Below are 16,264 nucleotides of genomic sequence, written 5' to 3' on the forward strand. Positions count from 1 at the left end.
CGCTCTTAGTGCATCATCATGTTGTAGTTCAGGTTCCACATAATCCAGATGGAGCCGACAACTACGATAGCAATGATGATTACGGTGAAGATAAATGCGGTCAGGTTCCAACCTTCGTCCGACTTACTGTTCATGTGCAGGAAGTACACGAGATGTACCACAATCTGCACAACTGCAGTAATCAGGATGGTTCCCAGAATAACCGCATGCGATGCGGAGCCACTCATCACCATTGCAAACGGAATAACCGTCAGAATGATCGACAGGATAAAACCTGTCATGTAGCTCTTTACGCTGCCGTGAGAAGCGCCGTTATGATCGCTAGAATGACTCATTACATTGCCCCCATCAGATAGACTACAGAGAACACGCAGATCCACACTACGTCCAGGAAGTGCCAGAACAGGCTCAGGCACATGATACGGGTACGGTTAGTGCTGGTCAGGCCGCGACGTGAAACCTGTACCATCAGCACCGCCATCCAGATCAGACCGGAGGTCACGTGCAGACCGTGGGTGCCGACCAGCGCGAAGAATGCTGACAGGAATCCGCTGCGATCCGGGCCCATACCTTCAACAATCAGGTGATGGAATTCATAGATTTCCATCGCGATGAACCCTGCCCCGAAGAGGAAGGTCAGCGCCAGCCAGGAAACCACCTGGCTCTTGTTGTTTTTGTACATGGCGATAGCCGCCATGCCGTAGGTGATGGAGCTGAACAGAAGCAGAGCGGTTTCAACCAGAACGAACGGCAGTTCGAAAATATCTTTACCTGTCGGACCGCCTGCCGTGCCGTTCACCAGAACGGCATAGGTTGCGAACAGAGTGGCGAAGATAATGCAGTCGCTCATCAGGTAGATCCAGAAACCGAATACCTTCATCGGTCCTGTATCATGGTGCCCGTGTTCGTGCGCGTGGGCGTTATGCGCAAGAGTATCAGTTGCCATTTTTCAGCCCTGCTTTGTTAATCTCATCGAAATGCTGATTTTCCAGTTTTTCGACTACTGCAACCGGCACGTAGTAATCCACGTCCTCGTCAAAGCTCTTAATAATCCAGGTCACCAGGATACCGACGAAGCTTGCGATCGCCATCCACCAGATATGCCAGATCATTGCGAAACCAAACACCGTTGCGAAAGCAGCAATAACGATGCCCGCGCCGCTGTTTTTCGGCATATGAATCTCTTCATAGCCAGCCGGTTTCTTATACGCTTCGCCTTTTTCTTTCATTTCCCAGAACGCGTCACGCTCGTGAACGTTCGGGACGATAGCGAAGTTGTAGAACGGAGGTGGAGAAGAGGTTGCCCACTCCAGAGTACGGCCACCCCATGGGTCACCAGTCAGGTCGCGGTTCTGTTCGCGATCGCGGATGGACACATAGAACTGAATCAGCTGGCAAAGAATACCGCAGGCAATCAGCGCCGCACCACAGGCTGCAACAACCAGCATCGGGTGGAACTGCGGGTCAATCTGCTGGCTCAGGCGACGGGTCATACCCATAAAGCCCAGCACGTACAGCGGCATAAATGCAACGAAGAAGCCGATGATCCAGAACCAGAAAGCGCGTTTGCCCCAGGTTTCGTTCAGGGTGAAGCCAAAGGCTTTCGGCCACCAGTAGGTCAGACCTGCGAAGCAACCGAACACTACGCCGCCGATGATGACGTTATGGAAGTGCGCGATCAGGAACAGGCTGTTGTGCAGTACGAAGTCTGCGCCCGGTACCGCCAGCAGAACGCCGGTCATACCACCTACAGAGAAGGTCACGATAAAGCCAATCGTCCACAGCATTGCAGAGTTGAAGACGATACGGCCCTGGTACATGGTAAACAGCCAGTTGAAGATCTTAACCCCGGTCGGGATGGCGATAATCATGGTGGTAATACCGAAGAAGGCGTTTACGTTCGCGCCCGCACCCATAGTAAAGAAGTGGTGCAGCCAAACGATGAACGACAGAACGGTAATACACACTGTTGCCCATACCAGTGAGGTGTAGCCAAACAGACGCTTACGCGAGAAGGTTGCAGCGATTTCGGAGAAGACGCCGAATACCGGCAGAACCAGGATATACACTTCCGGGTGGCCCCAGGCCCAAATCAGGTTGATGTACATCATCATGTTGCCACCCATATCGTTGGTAAAGAAATGGGTGCCCAGGTAGCGGTCCAGGGTCAGCAGCGCGACGGTGACGGTCAGAATTGGGAAGGAGGCGATAATCAGGATGTTGGCGCACAGAGATGCCCAGCTAAATACCGGCATCTTGAACATCGTCATGCCAGGGGCACGCATCTTGATAATCGTCACGAAGAAGTTAATACCGGTTAACGTTGTACCAATACCGGAGAGCTGAAGCGCCCAGATCCAGTAATCGACCCCGACTCCCGGACTGTACTCGATTCCCGATAGCGGCGGATAGGCCAGCCAACCAGTCTGCGCGAATTCACCGACGCCCAGAGAGAGGTTAACCAGAATCACGCCCACAACGGTGAACCAGAAGCTCAGGTTATTAAGGAATGGGAAGGCAACGTCACGCGCGCCGAGCTGCAGCGGAACCACCAGGTTCATCAGACCGATAACAAACGGCATCGCTACGAAGAAGATCATGATAACGCCGTGGGCGGTAAAGATCTGATCGTAGTGGTGAGGCGGCAGGAAGCCTGCTTCCCCGGCCGAGGCCAGCACCTGCTGGCTACGCATCATAACGGCGTCAGCAAAGCCACGCAGCAACATGACGATTGCTACGATAACGTACATGATACCGAGACGTTTGTGGTCAACCGAAGTCAGCCACTCGTTCCAAAGGTAGGACCACTTACCGAAGTAAGTGATGGCAGCCAGAAGCGCCAGTCCCCCAATGATAATTGCAGCCACCGTAACCACAATAATGGGTTCATGGTAGGGCACTGCATCCAGTGTAAGTTTTCCGAACATCGTTTTCTTCCTCGGCCCCTTAGTGAGCGGTTTCCGCGTGGCTCATGTCCATGCCTTCCATTCCTTCATGCGCTGCGTGCTCGCCTTCTGGTTGGGACATATCCATGCTCTTACCGTGAGACATAAATTTGTTAACAACATCTTTAAACAAATCAGGTTTCACGTCAGAGAAGTATTCCACTTTGTTGTATTCGCTAGGCGCAGCCAGTTTGTCGAATGTATCCATAGAATCCATGGCATTCGCAGACTGTTTGGCTTTCGCTACCCACTGATCGAAGGTTGCGCGATCCGGCGTGGCGATAGCTTTGAACTTCATTCCTGAGAAGCCCGGGCCGCTATAGCTGGCGGAGATACCGTCGTAAGTACCAGGTTCATTCGCGATGAGGTGCAGCTGAGTCTGCATCCCGGCCATGGCGTAAATCTGGCTACCTAAACGTGGGATAAAGAACGAGTTCATCACGGAATTGGAGGTCACTTTGAAGTGTACCGGTACGTTCGCCGGGAAGGCGATTTCGTTGACGGTAGCAATACCTTGTTCCGGATAGATGAAGAACCATTTCCAGTCCATCGAAACGACTTCGATAACGATTGGTTTTTCATCGTGAGCAAGCGGTTTGCTTGGCTCTAATGCGTGAGTTGTTTTCCAGGTCAGAACGGCCAGGAACAGGATGATCAGAATAGGAACCGTCCAGACCACAGCTTCAACTTTGTTGGAGTGTGACCAGTTCGGGCTATACTTCGCATCTTTATTGCTCGCACGATACTTCCAGGCAAATCCTACTGCCATCAAGACGGCTGGAATAACGACAATCATCATCAGGCCAAAGGCCGTCAGAATCAGAGAGCGTTGCTCCAGTCCAATCTGTCCTTTTGGGTCGAGGAGCGCAGAATCACAACCACTGAGTAATACAGTACCTGCGATTAATGACATCCATCCCAAACTTTTATTGTATTTCCTAAGTCTCATTGAACGACCTCAATTCCACGGAATCTGGTGGCGCTTAAAGTGTACGGGCATTTTACGGGAAGGTTGCATTACTGTAAACATCATTGGATCTGTGTCTGCTCCGTGTTAGCGGCTTCTGCTTGGTTTGTCACATATGTTACGAAGTGTGACGTAATAGCTTGCAAAGCTTGATTTATGCGGGATTGATAGCGAAAGAGATAAGAATGGAGTGACTTATAAGGTAATGAGTATAACCATGCGTAAAATAAAACAAATAATTAACAATTACGCATCAAATAAAAGACGTGATAAAAGCGGGAAAATAAATCACTCGAGCTGAATCGGTTAAATTTTTTATAAAATAGAATGAAAGTTGTCAATAATTTCCAGAAATCTAAAACGCACAAAACAACAAATGAAGTATGATGAATATAAAATCGTTAATAAGACGTTATAATTACGTTTCGTAATTACAACGTCCCCTAACGCTTCCAGGATGATTTAAATCAGCTCAGTTTTGCGTAACGCCAGATAATCAAGAAAAGCACCGAGCAAAATACCGCCAATGGCTGTCAGCACGGCGATCTCCAGCAGGCCAGCAAGGAAGGAAAAGTTGGTGTAATCCAGCGCATTTAGCACCAGTAAAAGCAGCCATATCGACAGCATCAAACACCCTACCGCCAGAATCATTAATGCCAGCGAATAAGTCTGCGGAAAGTGCGTGCGTGGCATAAAGCTCTCCGATCGCTGGGTATGTTCCAGCGTCCGTCGGCAGACCAGCAGCAGCAAAATCCCCGGCACAGCGGCAACCACAGAGAAGAGATAGAACGTAGGCCAGCCGTGCGCTTCAACAAACCAACCCGCAATAGGGCCAACGTACACGCGCCCGACGGCGGAAAGTGCGGAGAGCAGCGCAAATTGCGTGGCTGAGAAGGATTTATTGCAGAGCGTCATCAGCAGCGCGACGAATGCCGCCGTACCCATCCCACCGCACAGGTTTTCGAAAAACACCGCCGTCGCCATCGAGAAAAGGTGTTTATCGGTAATCGACAGCAGCCAGTAACCAGCGTTGGACACTCCCTGCAAGAGACCAAAAATGAACAGCGCGCGGAACAGCGTCAGGCGCTGCATTAATACTCCACCATATAGTGCGCCAACAATGGTGGCGAACAGGCCCAGCGTTTTATTGACCATACCCACTTCGCCTGCATCAAAACCGACACCGCGAATCAGAAATGTGGTAGTCAGGCTCATGGCAAAAGCGTCGCCAAGCTTATAAAGGACGATCAGCAGCAGGATTAGCCAGGCGTTGTTGCGACCGAAGAAATCGCGTAATGGTGCGGCAACGGCCTGTTCCAGCGTTTTCGGTACCGGGATAACGTCGCTGGGTTCCGGGGCTAACAGGGTGGCGATGATGCAGGGGATCAGCAGCGCGGCCATCAGCCAGTACATTCCCTGCCATCCTAGCCAGCGGTCGGCTAGCCAGAGTGCTAATCCGCCGGAAACCAGCATACCTAAACGATAGCCCAGCACGCTGATTGCCGCGCCGGTACCGCGCTCTTCTGCTGCAAGAACATCCGTTTTCCACGCATCGAAGACGATATCCTGAGACGCGGAACAAAAGGCGATAACCACCGCCAGCGCCGCCATCCAGCGTAATTGCGTAGAAGGCTCAAGGAATCCCATTGCCGCAATAGCGATAAGTAACAGGAACTGGGTCGCTAACAGCCAGCCGCGACGACGACCAAGAAAAGGCGGCGTGTAGCGGTCCATCAAAGGCGACCAAAGAAACTTAAAGACGTAGGCCTGACCGACGAGGGAGAAAAAACCAATCGTTTTTAGATCGATATTCTCAACGGTCATCCAAGCTTGCAGCGTACCGGATGTGAGGGCGAGGGGTAACCCAGAAGCAAAGCCAAGGATCAGCAAAATGGCCGATTTAGGCTGCGTGAAAATGCGTAAGTAATGATTGGACATAAGATATATAGCGCAGACCCGGCGCGAGGCCGGGTCTGCGATTAATTAACGAGCGTTTTGTTTGATGAAATCGTGAATGCTGGTGTCCTGCGCCATATCGGCAATGGTATCGGTCAGGACGCTATTGACCGCGTTGGCGATATTCTGGTTGGAAGCCTGGAATGCGCCTTCAACGGTGTAGCTGGCGCGATAGTTTTTGTTCATTTTATTGCCGTTTGCAGCGGTCGCGATGATCGCAATATCAGCTTTAGTTGCGATGTTGTAACGCACATTGCCCTGGGAGACGTCAGCGTACAATTTGTTAACGATAATTTGCAGGTCAACAGCGCCGTTCGGACCAATCATATAGCCGCGAGAGGTCATCTGTTTTTCCAGCACTTCCTGCAGTAAGAAACGCAGGTCGCGGGAGGCCGTCAGCGTGACCTGCTGGTTGTCGCGAGTGACTTTTGCCAGCGCCTGGTCCGGACGCTGATCGGCGCCGTTGATACTGACGGTCACGCCCATCAGACTTGGATCCTGCTGCGGCAGGGTGATTTTTGGTGAAACATCAATGGTGGTCGGCGGAGTGGCGCATCCGGCCAGCATAAACAGCGCGACCAAAGGAAAAAGAATTTTCTTAAACATGTTCAGGGTCTCAACGCGTGGTGGAGTGGTAATTGAGGAAATTCCCGTCATCATAACATCGCCAACGGCAAGGGGAAGTAGCAACGCATGTAAATTCATCGTCTTGTGCGTTTTCTGTTCTTGCCTCATTTATTATCATGATTTTGGCGGTAGTTCTGACGGACTGAGTGAGTAAACCCGATACTTTTGAATGAAAATATCGGAGGAATGCTAATTTTTTGTTGTTTTCCCCTAATGGAAGCGGTAAAAGCGGCTAACATTTAAAGGGAATGGCGGCAATACAGCGTTGTCGGAGGAGAAAATTCATGATGATACGTGAACAGATCGAAGCAAAACTTAGAGCAGCGTTCGACCCGGTGTATCTTGAAGTCGTGGATGAAAGTTATCGCCACAACGTTCCTGCGGGCTCTGAAAGTCATTTTAAAGTGGTGTTGGTGAGCGATCGCTTCCTTGGCGAGCGTTTTCTCAATCGTCATCGCATGATTTATGGGACGTTGACAGAGGAACTCTCAAGCACCGTGCATGCTCTGGCGCTGCATACCTATACGATTAAAGAGTGGGAAGGACTGCAGGATACCATCTTCGCTTCTCCTCCTTGTCGCGGAGCTGGAAGTATCGCGTAGAAATCGCATTTGCAACCGCTGGAGCTTTTCCAGTATGTTGCGTGAAGATTTATCAGAAAACGGCCTACGGGCCGTTTTGTTTTGCCTGGAAAACATTCAGCTTGAGCGTTTTTACAGGCAGATTTGCTCGGGAAATGTGAAAAATGCCGCAACAGTGGGCGACAACCGTTCTCGACTCACAAAAGTGATGCCGCTATAATGCCGCGTCTTTTATTATGAATGTCTTCGGGATGATTCTGACGACAGGGAATGTGTTTCTGATTTGAAGAGGGCATCCCGGTTCTGCGAAGCAACCTACACGCGCTTCCAGAGTTGACCGAGCACTGTGATTTTTTTGAGGTAACAAGATGCAAGTTTCAGTTGAAACCACTCAGGGCCTTGGGCGCCGTGTAACGATTACTATCGCCGCTGACAGCATCGAGAATGCTGTCAAAAGTGAGCTGGTCAACGTAGCGAAAAAAGTTCGCATTGACGGCTTCCGTAAAGGCAAAGTGCCGATGAATGTTGTTGCTCAGCGTTATGGCGCTTCTGTTCGCCAGGACGTGCTGGGTGACCTGATGAGCCGCAACTTCGTTGACGCGATCATCAAAGAGAAGATTAATCCGGCTGGCGCACCGAACTACGTTCCGGGCGAATACAAGCTGGGTGAAGATTTCACCTACGCAGTAGAGTTCGAAGTCTATCCGGAAGTTGAACTGCAGGGTCTGGAAGCAATCGAAGTTGAAAAACCGGTTGTTGAAGTCACTGACGCTGACGTTGATACCATGCTGGATACCCTGCGTAAACAGCAGGCTAACTGGAAAGATAAAGACGGCGCTGTTGATGCAGAAGATCGCGTCACCGTTGACTTCACCGGTTCCGTTGACGGCGAAGAGTTTGAAGGCGGTAAAGCGTCTGACTTCGTACTGGCGATGGGCCAGGGTCGTATGATCCCAGGCTTTGAAGACGGTATCAAAGGTCACAAAGCGGGCGAAGAGTTCACTATCGACGTGACCTTCCCGGAAGAGTACCACGCAGAAAACCTGAAAGGTAAAGCGGCTAAATTCGTTATCAACCTGAAGAAAGTTGAAGAACGTGAACTGCCGGAACTGACTGAAGAATTCATCAAGCGTTTCGGCGTTGAAGATGGTTCTGTAGCCGGTCTGCGCGCTGAAGTGCGTAAAAACATGGAGCGCGAGCTGAAAGGCGCAGTACGTAACCGCGTTAAGTCTCAGGCTATCGAAGGTCTGGTAAAAGCTAACGATATCGATGTACCGTCTGCACTGATCGACAGCGAAATCGACGTTCTGCGTCGCCAGGCTGCTCAGCGCTTTGGTGGTAACGAGCAACAGGCTCTGGAACTGCCGCGTGAACTGTTCGAAGAACAGGCTAAACGCCGCGTTGTTGTTGGTCTGCTGCTGGGCGAAGTGATTCGTACCCACGAGCTGAAAGCTGACGAAGATCGCGTAAAAGGCCTGATTGAAGAGATGGCTTCTGCTTACGAAGATCCGAAAGAAGTTGTTGAGTTCTACAGCAAAAACAAAGAGCTGATGGACAACATGCGCAACGTCGCGCTGGAAGAGCAGGCAGTTGAAGCCGTGCTGGCGAAAGCTAAAGTGTCTGAAACGGCCACTTCCTTCAGCGAACTGATGAACCAGCAGGCGTAATTTCGCCCCAAGGTTTAAGGTTTGAGCAAAAACCCGTTGCCGAAAGGCGGCGGGTTTTTTTATTGCAATGATAGCCTTAGGAAGAGTGCGAAAAGCCGATTTCAGTGATAGCGTTACGCCAAAAGGTTGTTATGCTTGAATTATGGCGACGCCATCCCCATAACCGAGAGACGTAACTGCACCGGCATGATCATGCTTTGTCATAAAGTATGCATATATGCACTTCTGCCTGAGGCAGAAATTCTGGCTGATAATCCGTCCATAAGGTTACAATCAGTGCAGCGGTTTTTTTCAAATTAATCCAGGAGACGGAAATGTCATACAGTGGCGAACGAGATAACTTTGCACCCCATATGGCCCTGGTGCCGATGGTCATTGAACAGACCTCACGCGGCGAACGTTCATTTGATATTTACTCCCGTCTGCTCAAGGAGCGAGTCATTTTTATGACCGGCCAGGTAGAAGACCACATGGCTAACTTGATCGTGGCGCAGATGCTGTTTCTGGAAGCGGAAAACCCGGAAAAAGATATCTACCTGTACATTAACTCGCCGGGTGGGGTGATCACCGCCGGAATGTCTATCTACGACACCATGCAGTTTATTAAGCCTGACGTCAGCACCATCTGTATGGGGCAGGCTTGTTCAATGGGCGCGTTCCTGCTGACTGCCGGGGCGAAAGATAAACGTTTCTGTCTGCCAAACTCCCGTGTGATGATTCACCAGCCGCTGGGCGGCTACCAGGGCCAGGCGACGGATATTGAAATCCACGCCCGTGAAATCCTGAAAGTGAAAGGGCGCATGAATGAACTGATGGCGCACCATACGGGTCAATCCCTTGAGCAGATCGAGCGCGACACCGAGCGTGACCGCTTCCTTTCTGCCTCGGAAGCAGTGGAATACGGCCTCGTCGACTCCATTTTGACTCATCGTAATTGATGCCCCTGGCGCAAGGGTGCCGCTATACTTGTTTGAAAGAGGGCGGCACAATGCTTGCGAGCGGCTTGCGCCTGAGAATGGCATTTGCGTCGTCGTGTGCGGCACAAAGAACTTAATAAGAGGTTTGGACTCATGACAGATAAACGCAAAGATGGTTCGGGCAAACTGTTGTACTGCTCTTTTTGCGGCAAAAGCCAGCATGAAGTGCGTAAGCTAATCGCCGGGCCATCCGTGTATATCTGCGACGAATGCGTTGATTTATGTAACGACATCATTCGCGAAGAAATCAAAGAAGTCGCACCGCATCGCGAGCGCAGTGCACTGCCGACTCCGCACGAAATTCGCCACCATCTTGACGACTACGTTATCGGCCAGGAACCGGCGAAAAAAGTGCTGGCGGTGGCGGTATACAACCACTACAAACGTCTGCGTAATGGCGACACCAGCAACGGCGTTGAATTGGGTAAAAGTAACATTCTGCTGATCGGGCCGACGGGTTCCGGTAAAACGCTACTGGCGGAAACTCTGGCGCGCCTGTTGGATGTTCCGTTCACCATGGCTGATGCGACAACCCTGACCGAAGCCGGTTATGTGGGGGAAGATGTTGAGAACATTATCCAGAAGCTGTTGCAGAAGTGCGATTACGACGTGCAGAAAGCGCAGCGCGGCATTGTCTATATCGATGAAATCGACAAGATTTCCCGTAAATCGGATAACCCGTCGATTACCCGCGATGTTTCTGGCGAAGGTGTGCAGCAGGCGCTGCTGAAGCTTATCGAAGGCACCGTTGCTGCTGTACCGCCGCAGGGCGGGCGTAAGCATCCACAGCAGGAATTTTTGCAGGTTGATACCTCCAAGATTCTGTTTATCTGCGGTGGCGCATTTGCCGGGCTGGATAAAGTCATTTCCCACCGTGTAGAAACCGGTTCAGGTATTGGTTTCGGCGCGACGGTTAAGGCGAAATCCGACAAAGCCAGCGAAGGCGAGCTGCTGTCTCAGGTTGAGCCGGAAGATCTGATCAAATTTGGTCTGATTCCGGAATTCATCGGTCGTTTGCCGGTGGTGGCAACGCTGACAGAGCTGAGCGAAGAAGCGCTGATTCAGATCCTGAAAGAGCCGAAAAACGCCCTGACCAAGCAGTATCAGGCGTTGTTCAACCTGGAAGGGGCTGAACTGGAGTTCCGCGAAGAAGCGCTGGACGCAATCGCTAAGAAAGCAATGGCGCGCAAAACCGGTGCTCGTGGCCTGCGTTCCATCGTCGAAGCTGCGTTGCTTGATACCATGTACGATCTTCCATCAATGGAAGATGTCGAAAAAGTGGTTATCGATGCATCAGTCATCGAAGGGCAAAGCAAGCCGCTGCTGATTTACGGTAAACCGGAAGCGCAACAAGCATCTGGTGAATAATTAGCCAACTTGCTCAAGCAGTTAACCAAAAAGGGGGGATTTTATCTCCCCTTTTATTTTTCCTGCATTCCCGCCGTTGAATGTGTGGAATACATCCCCATATACTGCTTAACATATTAACGGCGACGCGTCGTTGAATTGCGTCGCCGGCTACCTGGCGGACTTTAAACTAAGAGAGAGCTCTATGAATCCTGAGCGTTCTGAACGCATTGAAATCCCCGTATTGCCGTTGCGCGATGTGGTGGTTTATCCGCACATGGTCATACCCCTGTTTGTAGGGCGGGAAAAATCTATCCGTTGTCTCGAAGCGGCCATGGACCATGATAAAAAAATCATGTTGGTTGCGCAGAAAGAAGCGTCGACGGATGAGCCGGGTGTAAACGATCTTTTCACCGTCGGGACCGTGGCGTCTATTTTGCAAATGCTGAAGCTTCCGGACGGTACGGTAAAAGTACTGGTCGAAGGTTTGCAGCGCGCGCGTATTTTTGCACTGTCTGATAACGGCGAGCATTTTTCGGCGAAAGCGGAATATCTTGAATCGCCGGCGATTGACGAGCGCGAGCAGGAAGTACTGGTTCGCACCGCTATCAGCCAGTTTGAAGGCTACATCAAGCTGAACAAAAAAATCCCACCAGAAGTGCTGACGTCGCTCAATAGCATCGACGATCCTGCGCGTCTGGCGGATACCATCGCTGCGCATATGCCGCTGAAGCTGGCGGACAAACAGTCCGTGCTGGAGATGTCCGACGTTAACGAACGTCTGGAATATCTGATGGCGATGATGGAATCGGAAATCGATCTGCTGCAGGTTGAGAAGCGTATTCGCAACCGCGTGAAAAAGCAGATGGAAAAATCTCAACGCGAGTACTACCTGAATGAGCAAATGAAAGCCATTCAAAAAGAGCTCGGCGAGATGGATGACGCCCCGGACGAAAACGAAGCGCTGAAGCGCAAGATCGACGCGGCGAAAATGCCGAAAGAGGCAAAAGAAAAAACCGAAGCGGAACTGCAAAAACTGAAGATGATGTCCCCTATGTCGGCGGAAGCGACCGTCGTTCGTGGCTACATCGACTGGATGGTGCAGGTACCGTGGAACGCCCGCAGCAAGGTCAAAAAAGATCTGCGTCAGGCTCAGGAGATCCTCGACACCGATCACTACGGTCTGGAGCGCGTGAAGGATCGTATTCTTGAGTACCTCGCGGTGCAGAGCCGTGTTCACAAGCTCAAAGGGCCGATCCTGTGCCTGGTTGGACCGCCGGGAGTGGGTAAAACCTCGCTGGGCCAGTCCATTGCCAAAGCAACCGGACGTAAATACGTGCGTATGGCGCTGGGCGGCGTGCGTGATGAAGCGGAAATCCGCGGTCACCGTCGTACCTACATTGGCTCTATGCCGGGCAAGCTTATCCAGAAGATGGCGAAAGTGGGCGTTAAAAACCCGCTATTCCTGCTTGATGAGATCGACAAAATGTCCTCCGACATGCGTGGCGATCCGGCATCGGCGCTGTTGGAAGTATTGGATCCGGAACAGAACGTGGCCTTTAACGACCACTATCTGGAAGTGGATTACGATCTCAGCGACGTGATGTTTGTGGCGACCTCTAACTCCATGAACATTCCGGCACCGCTGCTGGACCGTATGGAAGTGATTCGTCTCTCCGGCTATACCGAAGATGAAAAGCTGAACATCGCTAAACGTCACCTGTTGTCGAAACAGATTGAGCGTAACGCGCTGAAGAAAGGCGAACTGACGGTTGATGATAGCGCTATTGTTGGCATCATTCGTTATTACACCCGTGAAGCGGGCGTGCGCGGTCTGGAACGTGAAATCTCTAAACTGTGCCGTAAGGCGGTTAAACAGCTGTTGCTGGATAAGACGCTGAAACACATCGAGATTAACGGCGACAACCTGCATGATTTCCTTGGCGTGCAGCGCTATGACTATGGCCGTGCCGATAACGAAAACCGTGTCGGTCAGGTGACCGGCCTGGCGTGGACGGAAGTGGGTGGCGATCTGCTGACTATTGAAACCGCCTGCGTCCCAGGTAAAGGCAAATTGACCTATACCGGATCGCTTGGTGAAGTCATGCAGGAATCCATCCAGGCAGCGTTGACCGTGGTGCGTTCGCGTGCGGATAAGCTGGGAATTAACTCAGACTTTTACGAAAAACGCGATATCCATGTTCACGTACCGGAAGGGGCAACGCCGAAAGATGGTCCAAGCGCTGGTATCGCGATGTGTACCGCTCTGGTTTCCTGTCTGACGGGGAATCCGGTGCGTGCCGATGTGGCAATGACCGGGGAAATTACCCTGCGCGGACTGGTGTTGCCAATCGGTGGTCTGAAGGAAAAACTGCTGGCTGCACATCGTGGCGGCATTAAGACAGTTCTGATTCCTGATGAAAATAAACGTGACCTTGAAGAAATTCCAGATAACGTTATTGCCGATTTAGATATCCATCCGGTGAAACGAATCGAGGAAGTTCTGGCACTTGCGCTGCAGAACGAACCGTTCGGCATGGAAGTCGTCACGGCAAAATAGTGACTTTGCGCAAATAGCGCTAAGAAAAATAGGGCTGGTAAGTAAATTCGCACTTGCCAGCCTTTTTTTGTATCGCTAACTTAGATCGCTGGCAGGGGGGTCATTTACAACGCTGTTGTAAGGGCATGACAGTCCTGATATAACTGCTGCGCGGTCGCACCACGAAGGATTCTGGTGCGATATAAATTATAAAGAGAGGAAGAGAACAGTGAATAAATCTCAACTGATTGACAAAATTGCTGCCGGTGCGGACATTTCTAAAGCCGCAGCTGGACGTGCGTTAGATGCTTTAATCGCTTCTGTTACTGAATCTCTGCAGGCTGGGGATGACGTTGCGCTGGTAGGGTTTGGTACTTTTGCTGTTAAAGAGCGCGCTGCCCGTACTGGCCGCAATCCGCAAACAGGTAAAGAAATCACCATCGCCGCTGCTAAAGTACCGGGTTTCCGTGCAGGTAAAGCGCTGAAAGACGCGGTAAACTGATCGACTTCCCCACTGGGGTCTGTGACGAAGTACAAGGGCGCATCGTGAGATGTGCCTTTTTTATTTGCCAGAATGCGACTTAATGTGAGTTTATACGCACTTGTGGGCTGACAATCACCCAGTTTTCTTGTCAAAATACGTCCTCACGCGCAGCAGCCATCACATGCTATGCTGCGCGAGCAAAAGTCATCTACAGCGGAGCGTTGTTACACCATGATGGACAACCTACGCACGGCTGCCAATAGCGTCGTGCTCAAGATTATTTTCGGTATCATTATTGTCTCGTTCATTTTGACCGGGGTGAGTGGTTACCTGATTGGCGGTGGTAACAACTATGCCGCGAAAATTAATGACCAGGAGATTGGTCGCGCCCAATTTGAAAATGCCGTTGCCAGCGAACGTAATCGCATGCAGCAACAGCTTGGCGATCAGTTCTCTGAACTGGCGGCCAATGAAAATTACATGAAAACCATGCGTCAGCAGGTGCTGAACCGTCTGATTGACGAGGCGCTGCTCGATCAGTATGCCCGTGAACTCGGTCTTAACATTAGTGACGACCAGGTTAAGCAGGCTATCTTTCAGACCCAGGCTTTCCAGGCTGATGGCAAATTTGATAACGAGCGCTTCAGCCGTATCGTTAATCAGATGGGTATGACGACGGACCAGTATGCGCAAGCGCTGCGTAACCAGTTGACCACGCAGCAGCTGATTACCGCTGTAGCGGGTACCGACTTTATGCTGCCGGGCGAGTCCGATCAGCTGGCGGCACTGGTTTCCCAACAGCGTGTGGTGCGTGAAGCAACTATCGACGTGAACGCGCTGGCGGCGAAGCAGTCCGTAACCGACGACGAAATCAACGCTTACTATCAGCAGAATCAGGCGCGTTTTATGTCGCCGGAACAGTTCCGCGTAAGCTACATCCAGATGGATGCCGCGAGCATGCAGGAAAACGTCTCTGACGAAGAAATTCAGTCATGGTACGACCAGCATCAGGATCAGTTCACTCAGCCGCAGCGTAACCGCTACAGCATCATTCAGACCAAGACTGAAGCGGATGCTCAGGCGGTGCTTGATGAGCTGAAGAAGGGGGTTGATTTCGCCACCCTGGCGAAAGAAAAGTCCACCGATATCATCTCTGCTCGTAACGGCGGCGATATGGGATGGCTGGAAGATGCAGCGACCGTGCCTGAGCTGAAAGATGCGGGCCTGAAAGACAAAGGTCAGCTGTCTGGCGTAATTAAATCTTCCGTAGGTTTCCTGGTGGCGCGCCTTGATGACGTTCAGGCAGCACAGGTTAAACCGCTGGCTGACGTGCGCGCTGATATCGCGGCGAAGGTGAAACAGGATAAAGCACTGGACGCTTACTACGCGCTACAGCAGAAAGTGAGCGATGCGGCGAGCAACGATAACGAGTCTTTGGCAGGTGCCGCACAGGTTGCCGGGCTGAAAGTCGTTGAAACCGGCTGGTTTGGTCGTGACAACATTCCGCAAGAGCTGAACTTCAAACCGGTTTCTGATGCTATCTTCAACGGTGGTTTGGTTGGTGAAAGCGGTACTCCTGGCAGTAACTCCGACATCATCACCGTTGATGGCGATCGTGCATTTGTTCTGCGCATTAGCGAGCATAAACCAGAAGCGGTGAAACCGCTGGCGGATGTGAAAACGCAGGTCAGCGATATCGTCAAGCACAGCAAGGCGGAGCAGCAGGCTAAACTGGACGCCGACAAGCTTCTGGTGGCGCTTAAAGAGGGCAAAGGCGATGAGGCGATGAAAGCCGCTGGCCTGAGTTTCGGCGCTCCGCAGACGCTGTCCCGCACCGGTCAGGAAGCACTGAGCCAGGCAGTATTTGCACTGCCGTTGCCGCAGTCGGGCAAACCGAGCTACGGTGTGAGTTCTGATATGCAAGGCAACGTCGTACTGCTGGCGCTGGACGAAGTGAAAGCAGGCACGATGCCGGAAGAGCAGAAAAAAGCGATGGTTCAGGGGATCACCCAGAATAACGCTCAAATCGCTTTTGAAGCGCTGATGAGTAACCTGCGTAAAGCAGCAAAAATTAAGCTCGGTGACATCATCGATCAGCAGCAATAATTTCGCGTAGCTTCGCAAAAGCAAGTAACGTGATGTAATGCTCAAAGGCCGCTTTCGCGGCCTTTTCC

The 16,264-nt window shown here is 51.5% G+C and carries 14 protein-coding genes; 8 read left to right on the forward strand and 6 right to left on the reverse strand.

Annotated features, from left to right (window positions below; all coding sequences use genetic code 11):
* Positions 1-5: 5 nt before the first annotated feature.
* The 6 genes from QVF11_RS02370 to QVF11_RS02395 all read right to left on the reverse strand — a co-directional run bounded on the left by QVF11_RS02370 (position 6) and on the right by QVF11_RS02395 (position 6,474).
* Entirely contained in the window at positions 6-335 is a 330-nt protein-coding gene (locus QVF11_RS02370) for a cytochrome o ubiquinol oxidase subunit IV (protein ID WP_110273750.1), read from the reverse strand.
* The gene (locus tag QVF11_RS02375) at positions 335-946 is read right to left on the reverse strand and encodes a cytochrome o ubiquinol oxidase subunit III (RefSeq protein WP_110273749.1); all 612 of its coding nucleotides are present in this window, start codon (positions 944-946) and stop codon (positions 335-337) included. The genes QVF11_RS02370 and QVF11_RS02375 overlap by 1 nt, the downstream gene beginning before the upstream one ends.
* Complete coding sequence (gene cyoB / locus QVF11_RS02380) at positions 936-2,927, reverse strand: cytochrome o ubiquinol oxidase subunit I (protein ID WP_112214139.1); 1,992 nt, start codon at positions 2,925-2,927, stop codon at positions 936-938. The genes QVF11_RS02375 and cyoB overlap by 11 nt, the downstream gene beginning before the upstream one ends.
* Before the next feature lie 19 nt (positions 2,928-2,946).
* Positions 2,947-3,894, reverse strand: a complete 948-nt coding sequence (gene cyoA, locus QVF11_RS02385) for a cytochrome o ubiquinol oxidase subunit II (protein WP_112214140.1) — start codon at positions 3,892-3,894, stop codon at positions 2,947-2,949.
* A 480-nt stretch (positions 3,895-4,374) separates the two neighbouring features.
* Entirely contained in the window at positions 4,375-5,850 is a 1,476-nt protein-coding gene (ampG, locus tag QVF11_RS02390; RefSeq protein ID WP_287855141.1) for a muropeptide MFS transporter AmpG, read from the reverse strand.
* A gap of 45 nt (positions 5,851-5,895) precedes the next feature.
* Entirely contained in the window at positions 5,896-6,474 is a 579-nt protein-coding gene (locus QVF11_RS02395; protein ID WP_110273918.1) for a lipoprotein, read from the reverse strand.
* Between the two features lie 305 nt (positions 6,475-6,779).
* On the opposite strand from QVF11_RS02395, the gene bolA reads away from it, so the two are divergent.
* The 8 genes from bolA to ppiD all read left to right on the forward strand — a co-directional run bounded on the left by bolA (position 6,780) and on the right by ppiD (position 16,196).
* Positions 6,780-7,097 (forward strand): transcriptional regulator BolA, encoded by a 318-nt coding sequence (gene bolA / locus QVF11_RS02400; protein ID WP_110273745.1) that lies wholly within the window; start codon positions 6,780-6,782, stop codon positions 7,095-7,097.
* Between the two features lie 34 nt (positions 7,098-7,131).
* Complete coding sequence (locus QVF11_RS02405) at positions 7,132-7,296, forward strand: hypothetical protein (RefSeq protein ID WP_167492816.1); 165 nt, start codon at positions 7,132-7,134, stop codon at positions 7,294-7,296.
* 148 nt (positions 7,297-7,444) lie between these two features.
* Entirely contained in the window at positions 7,445-8,743 is a 1,299-nt protein-coding gene (gene tig, locus QVF11_RS02410; protein ID WP_110273744.1) for a trigger factor, read from the forward strand.
* Positions 8,744-9,057: 314 nt separating this feature from the next.
* Positions 9,058-9,681, forward strand: a complete 624-nt coding sequence (gene clpP, locus QVF11_RS02415; protein WP_110273743.1) for an ATP-dependent Clp endopeptidase proteolytic subunit ClpP — start codon at positions 9,058-9,060, stop codon at positions 9,679-9,681.
* A 132-nt stretch (positions 9,682-9,813) separates the two neighbouring features.
* A complete protein-coding gene (clpX, locus tag QVF11_RS02420) occupies positions 9,814-11,088 on the forward strand; it encodes an ATP-dependent protease ATP-binding subunit ClpX (protein WP_110273742.1) in 1,275 nt (424 codons plus the stop codon).
* A gap of 184 nt (positions 11,089-11,272) precedes the next feature.
* Positions 11,273-13,627: an endopeptidase La gene (gene lon / locus QVF11_RS02425; protein WP_287855142.1), complete on the forward strand. Its 2,355-nt coding sequence runs from the start codon at positions 11,273-11,275 to the stop codon at positions 13,625-13,627.
* Between the two features lie 208 nt (positions 13,628-13,835).
* Entirely contained in the window at positions 13,836-14,108 is a 273-nt protein-coding gene (hupB, locus tag QVF11_RS02430) for a nucleoid-associated protein HU-beta (RefSeq protein ID WP_002444653.1), read from the forward strand.
* A 213-nt stretch (positions 14,109-14,321) separates the two neighbouring features.
* Entirely contained in the window at positions 14,322-16,196 is a 1,875-nt protein-coding gene (gene ppiD / locus QVF11_RS02435; protein ID WP_287855143.1) for a peptidylprolyl isomerase, read from the forward strand.
* Positions 16,197-16,264 lie beyond the last annotated feature (68 nt).

The organism is Klebsiella sp., assembly GCF_027492335.1.
GTDB lineage: Bacteria > Pseudomonadota > Gammaproteobacteria > Enterobacterales > Enterobacteriaceae > Klebsiella > Klebsiella huaxiensis.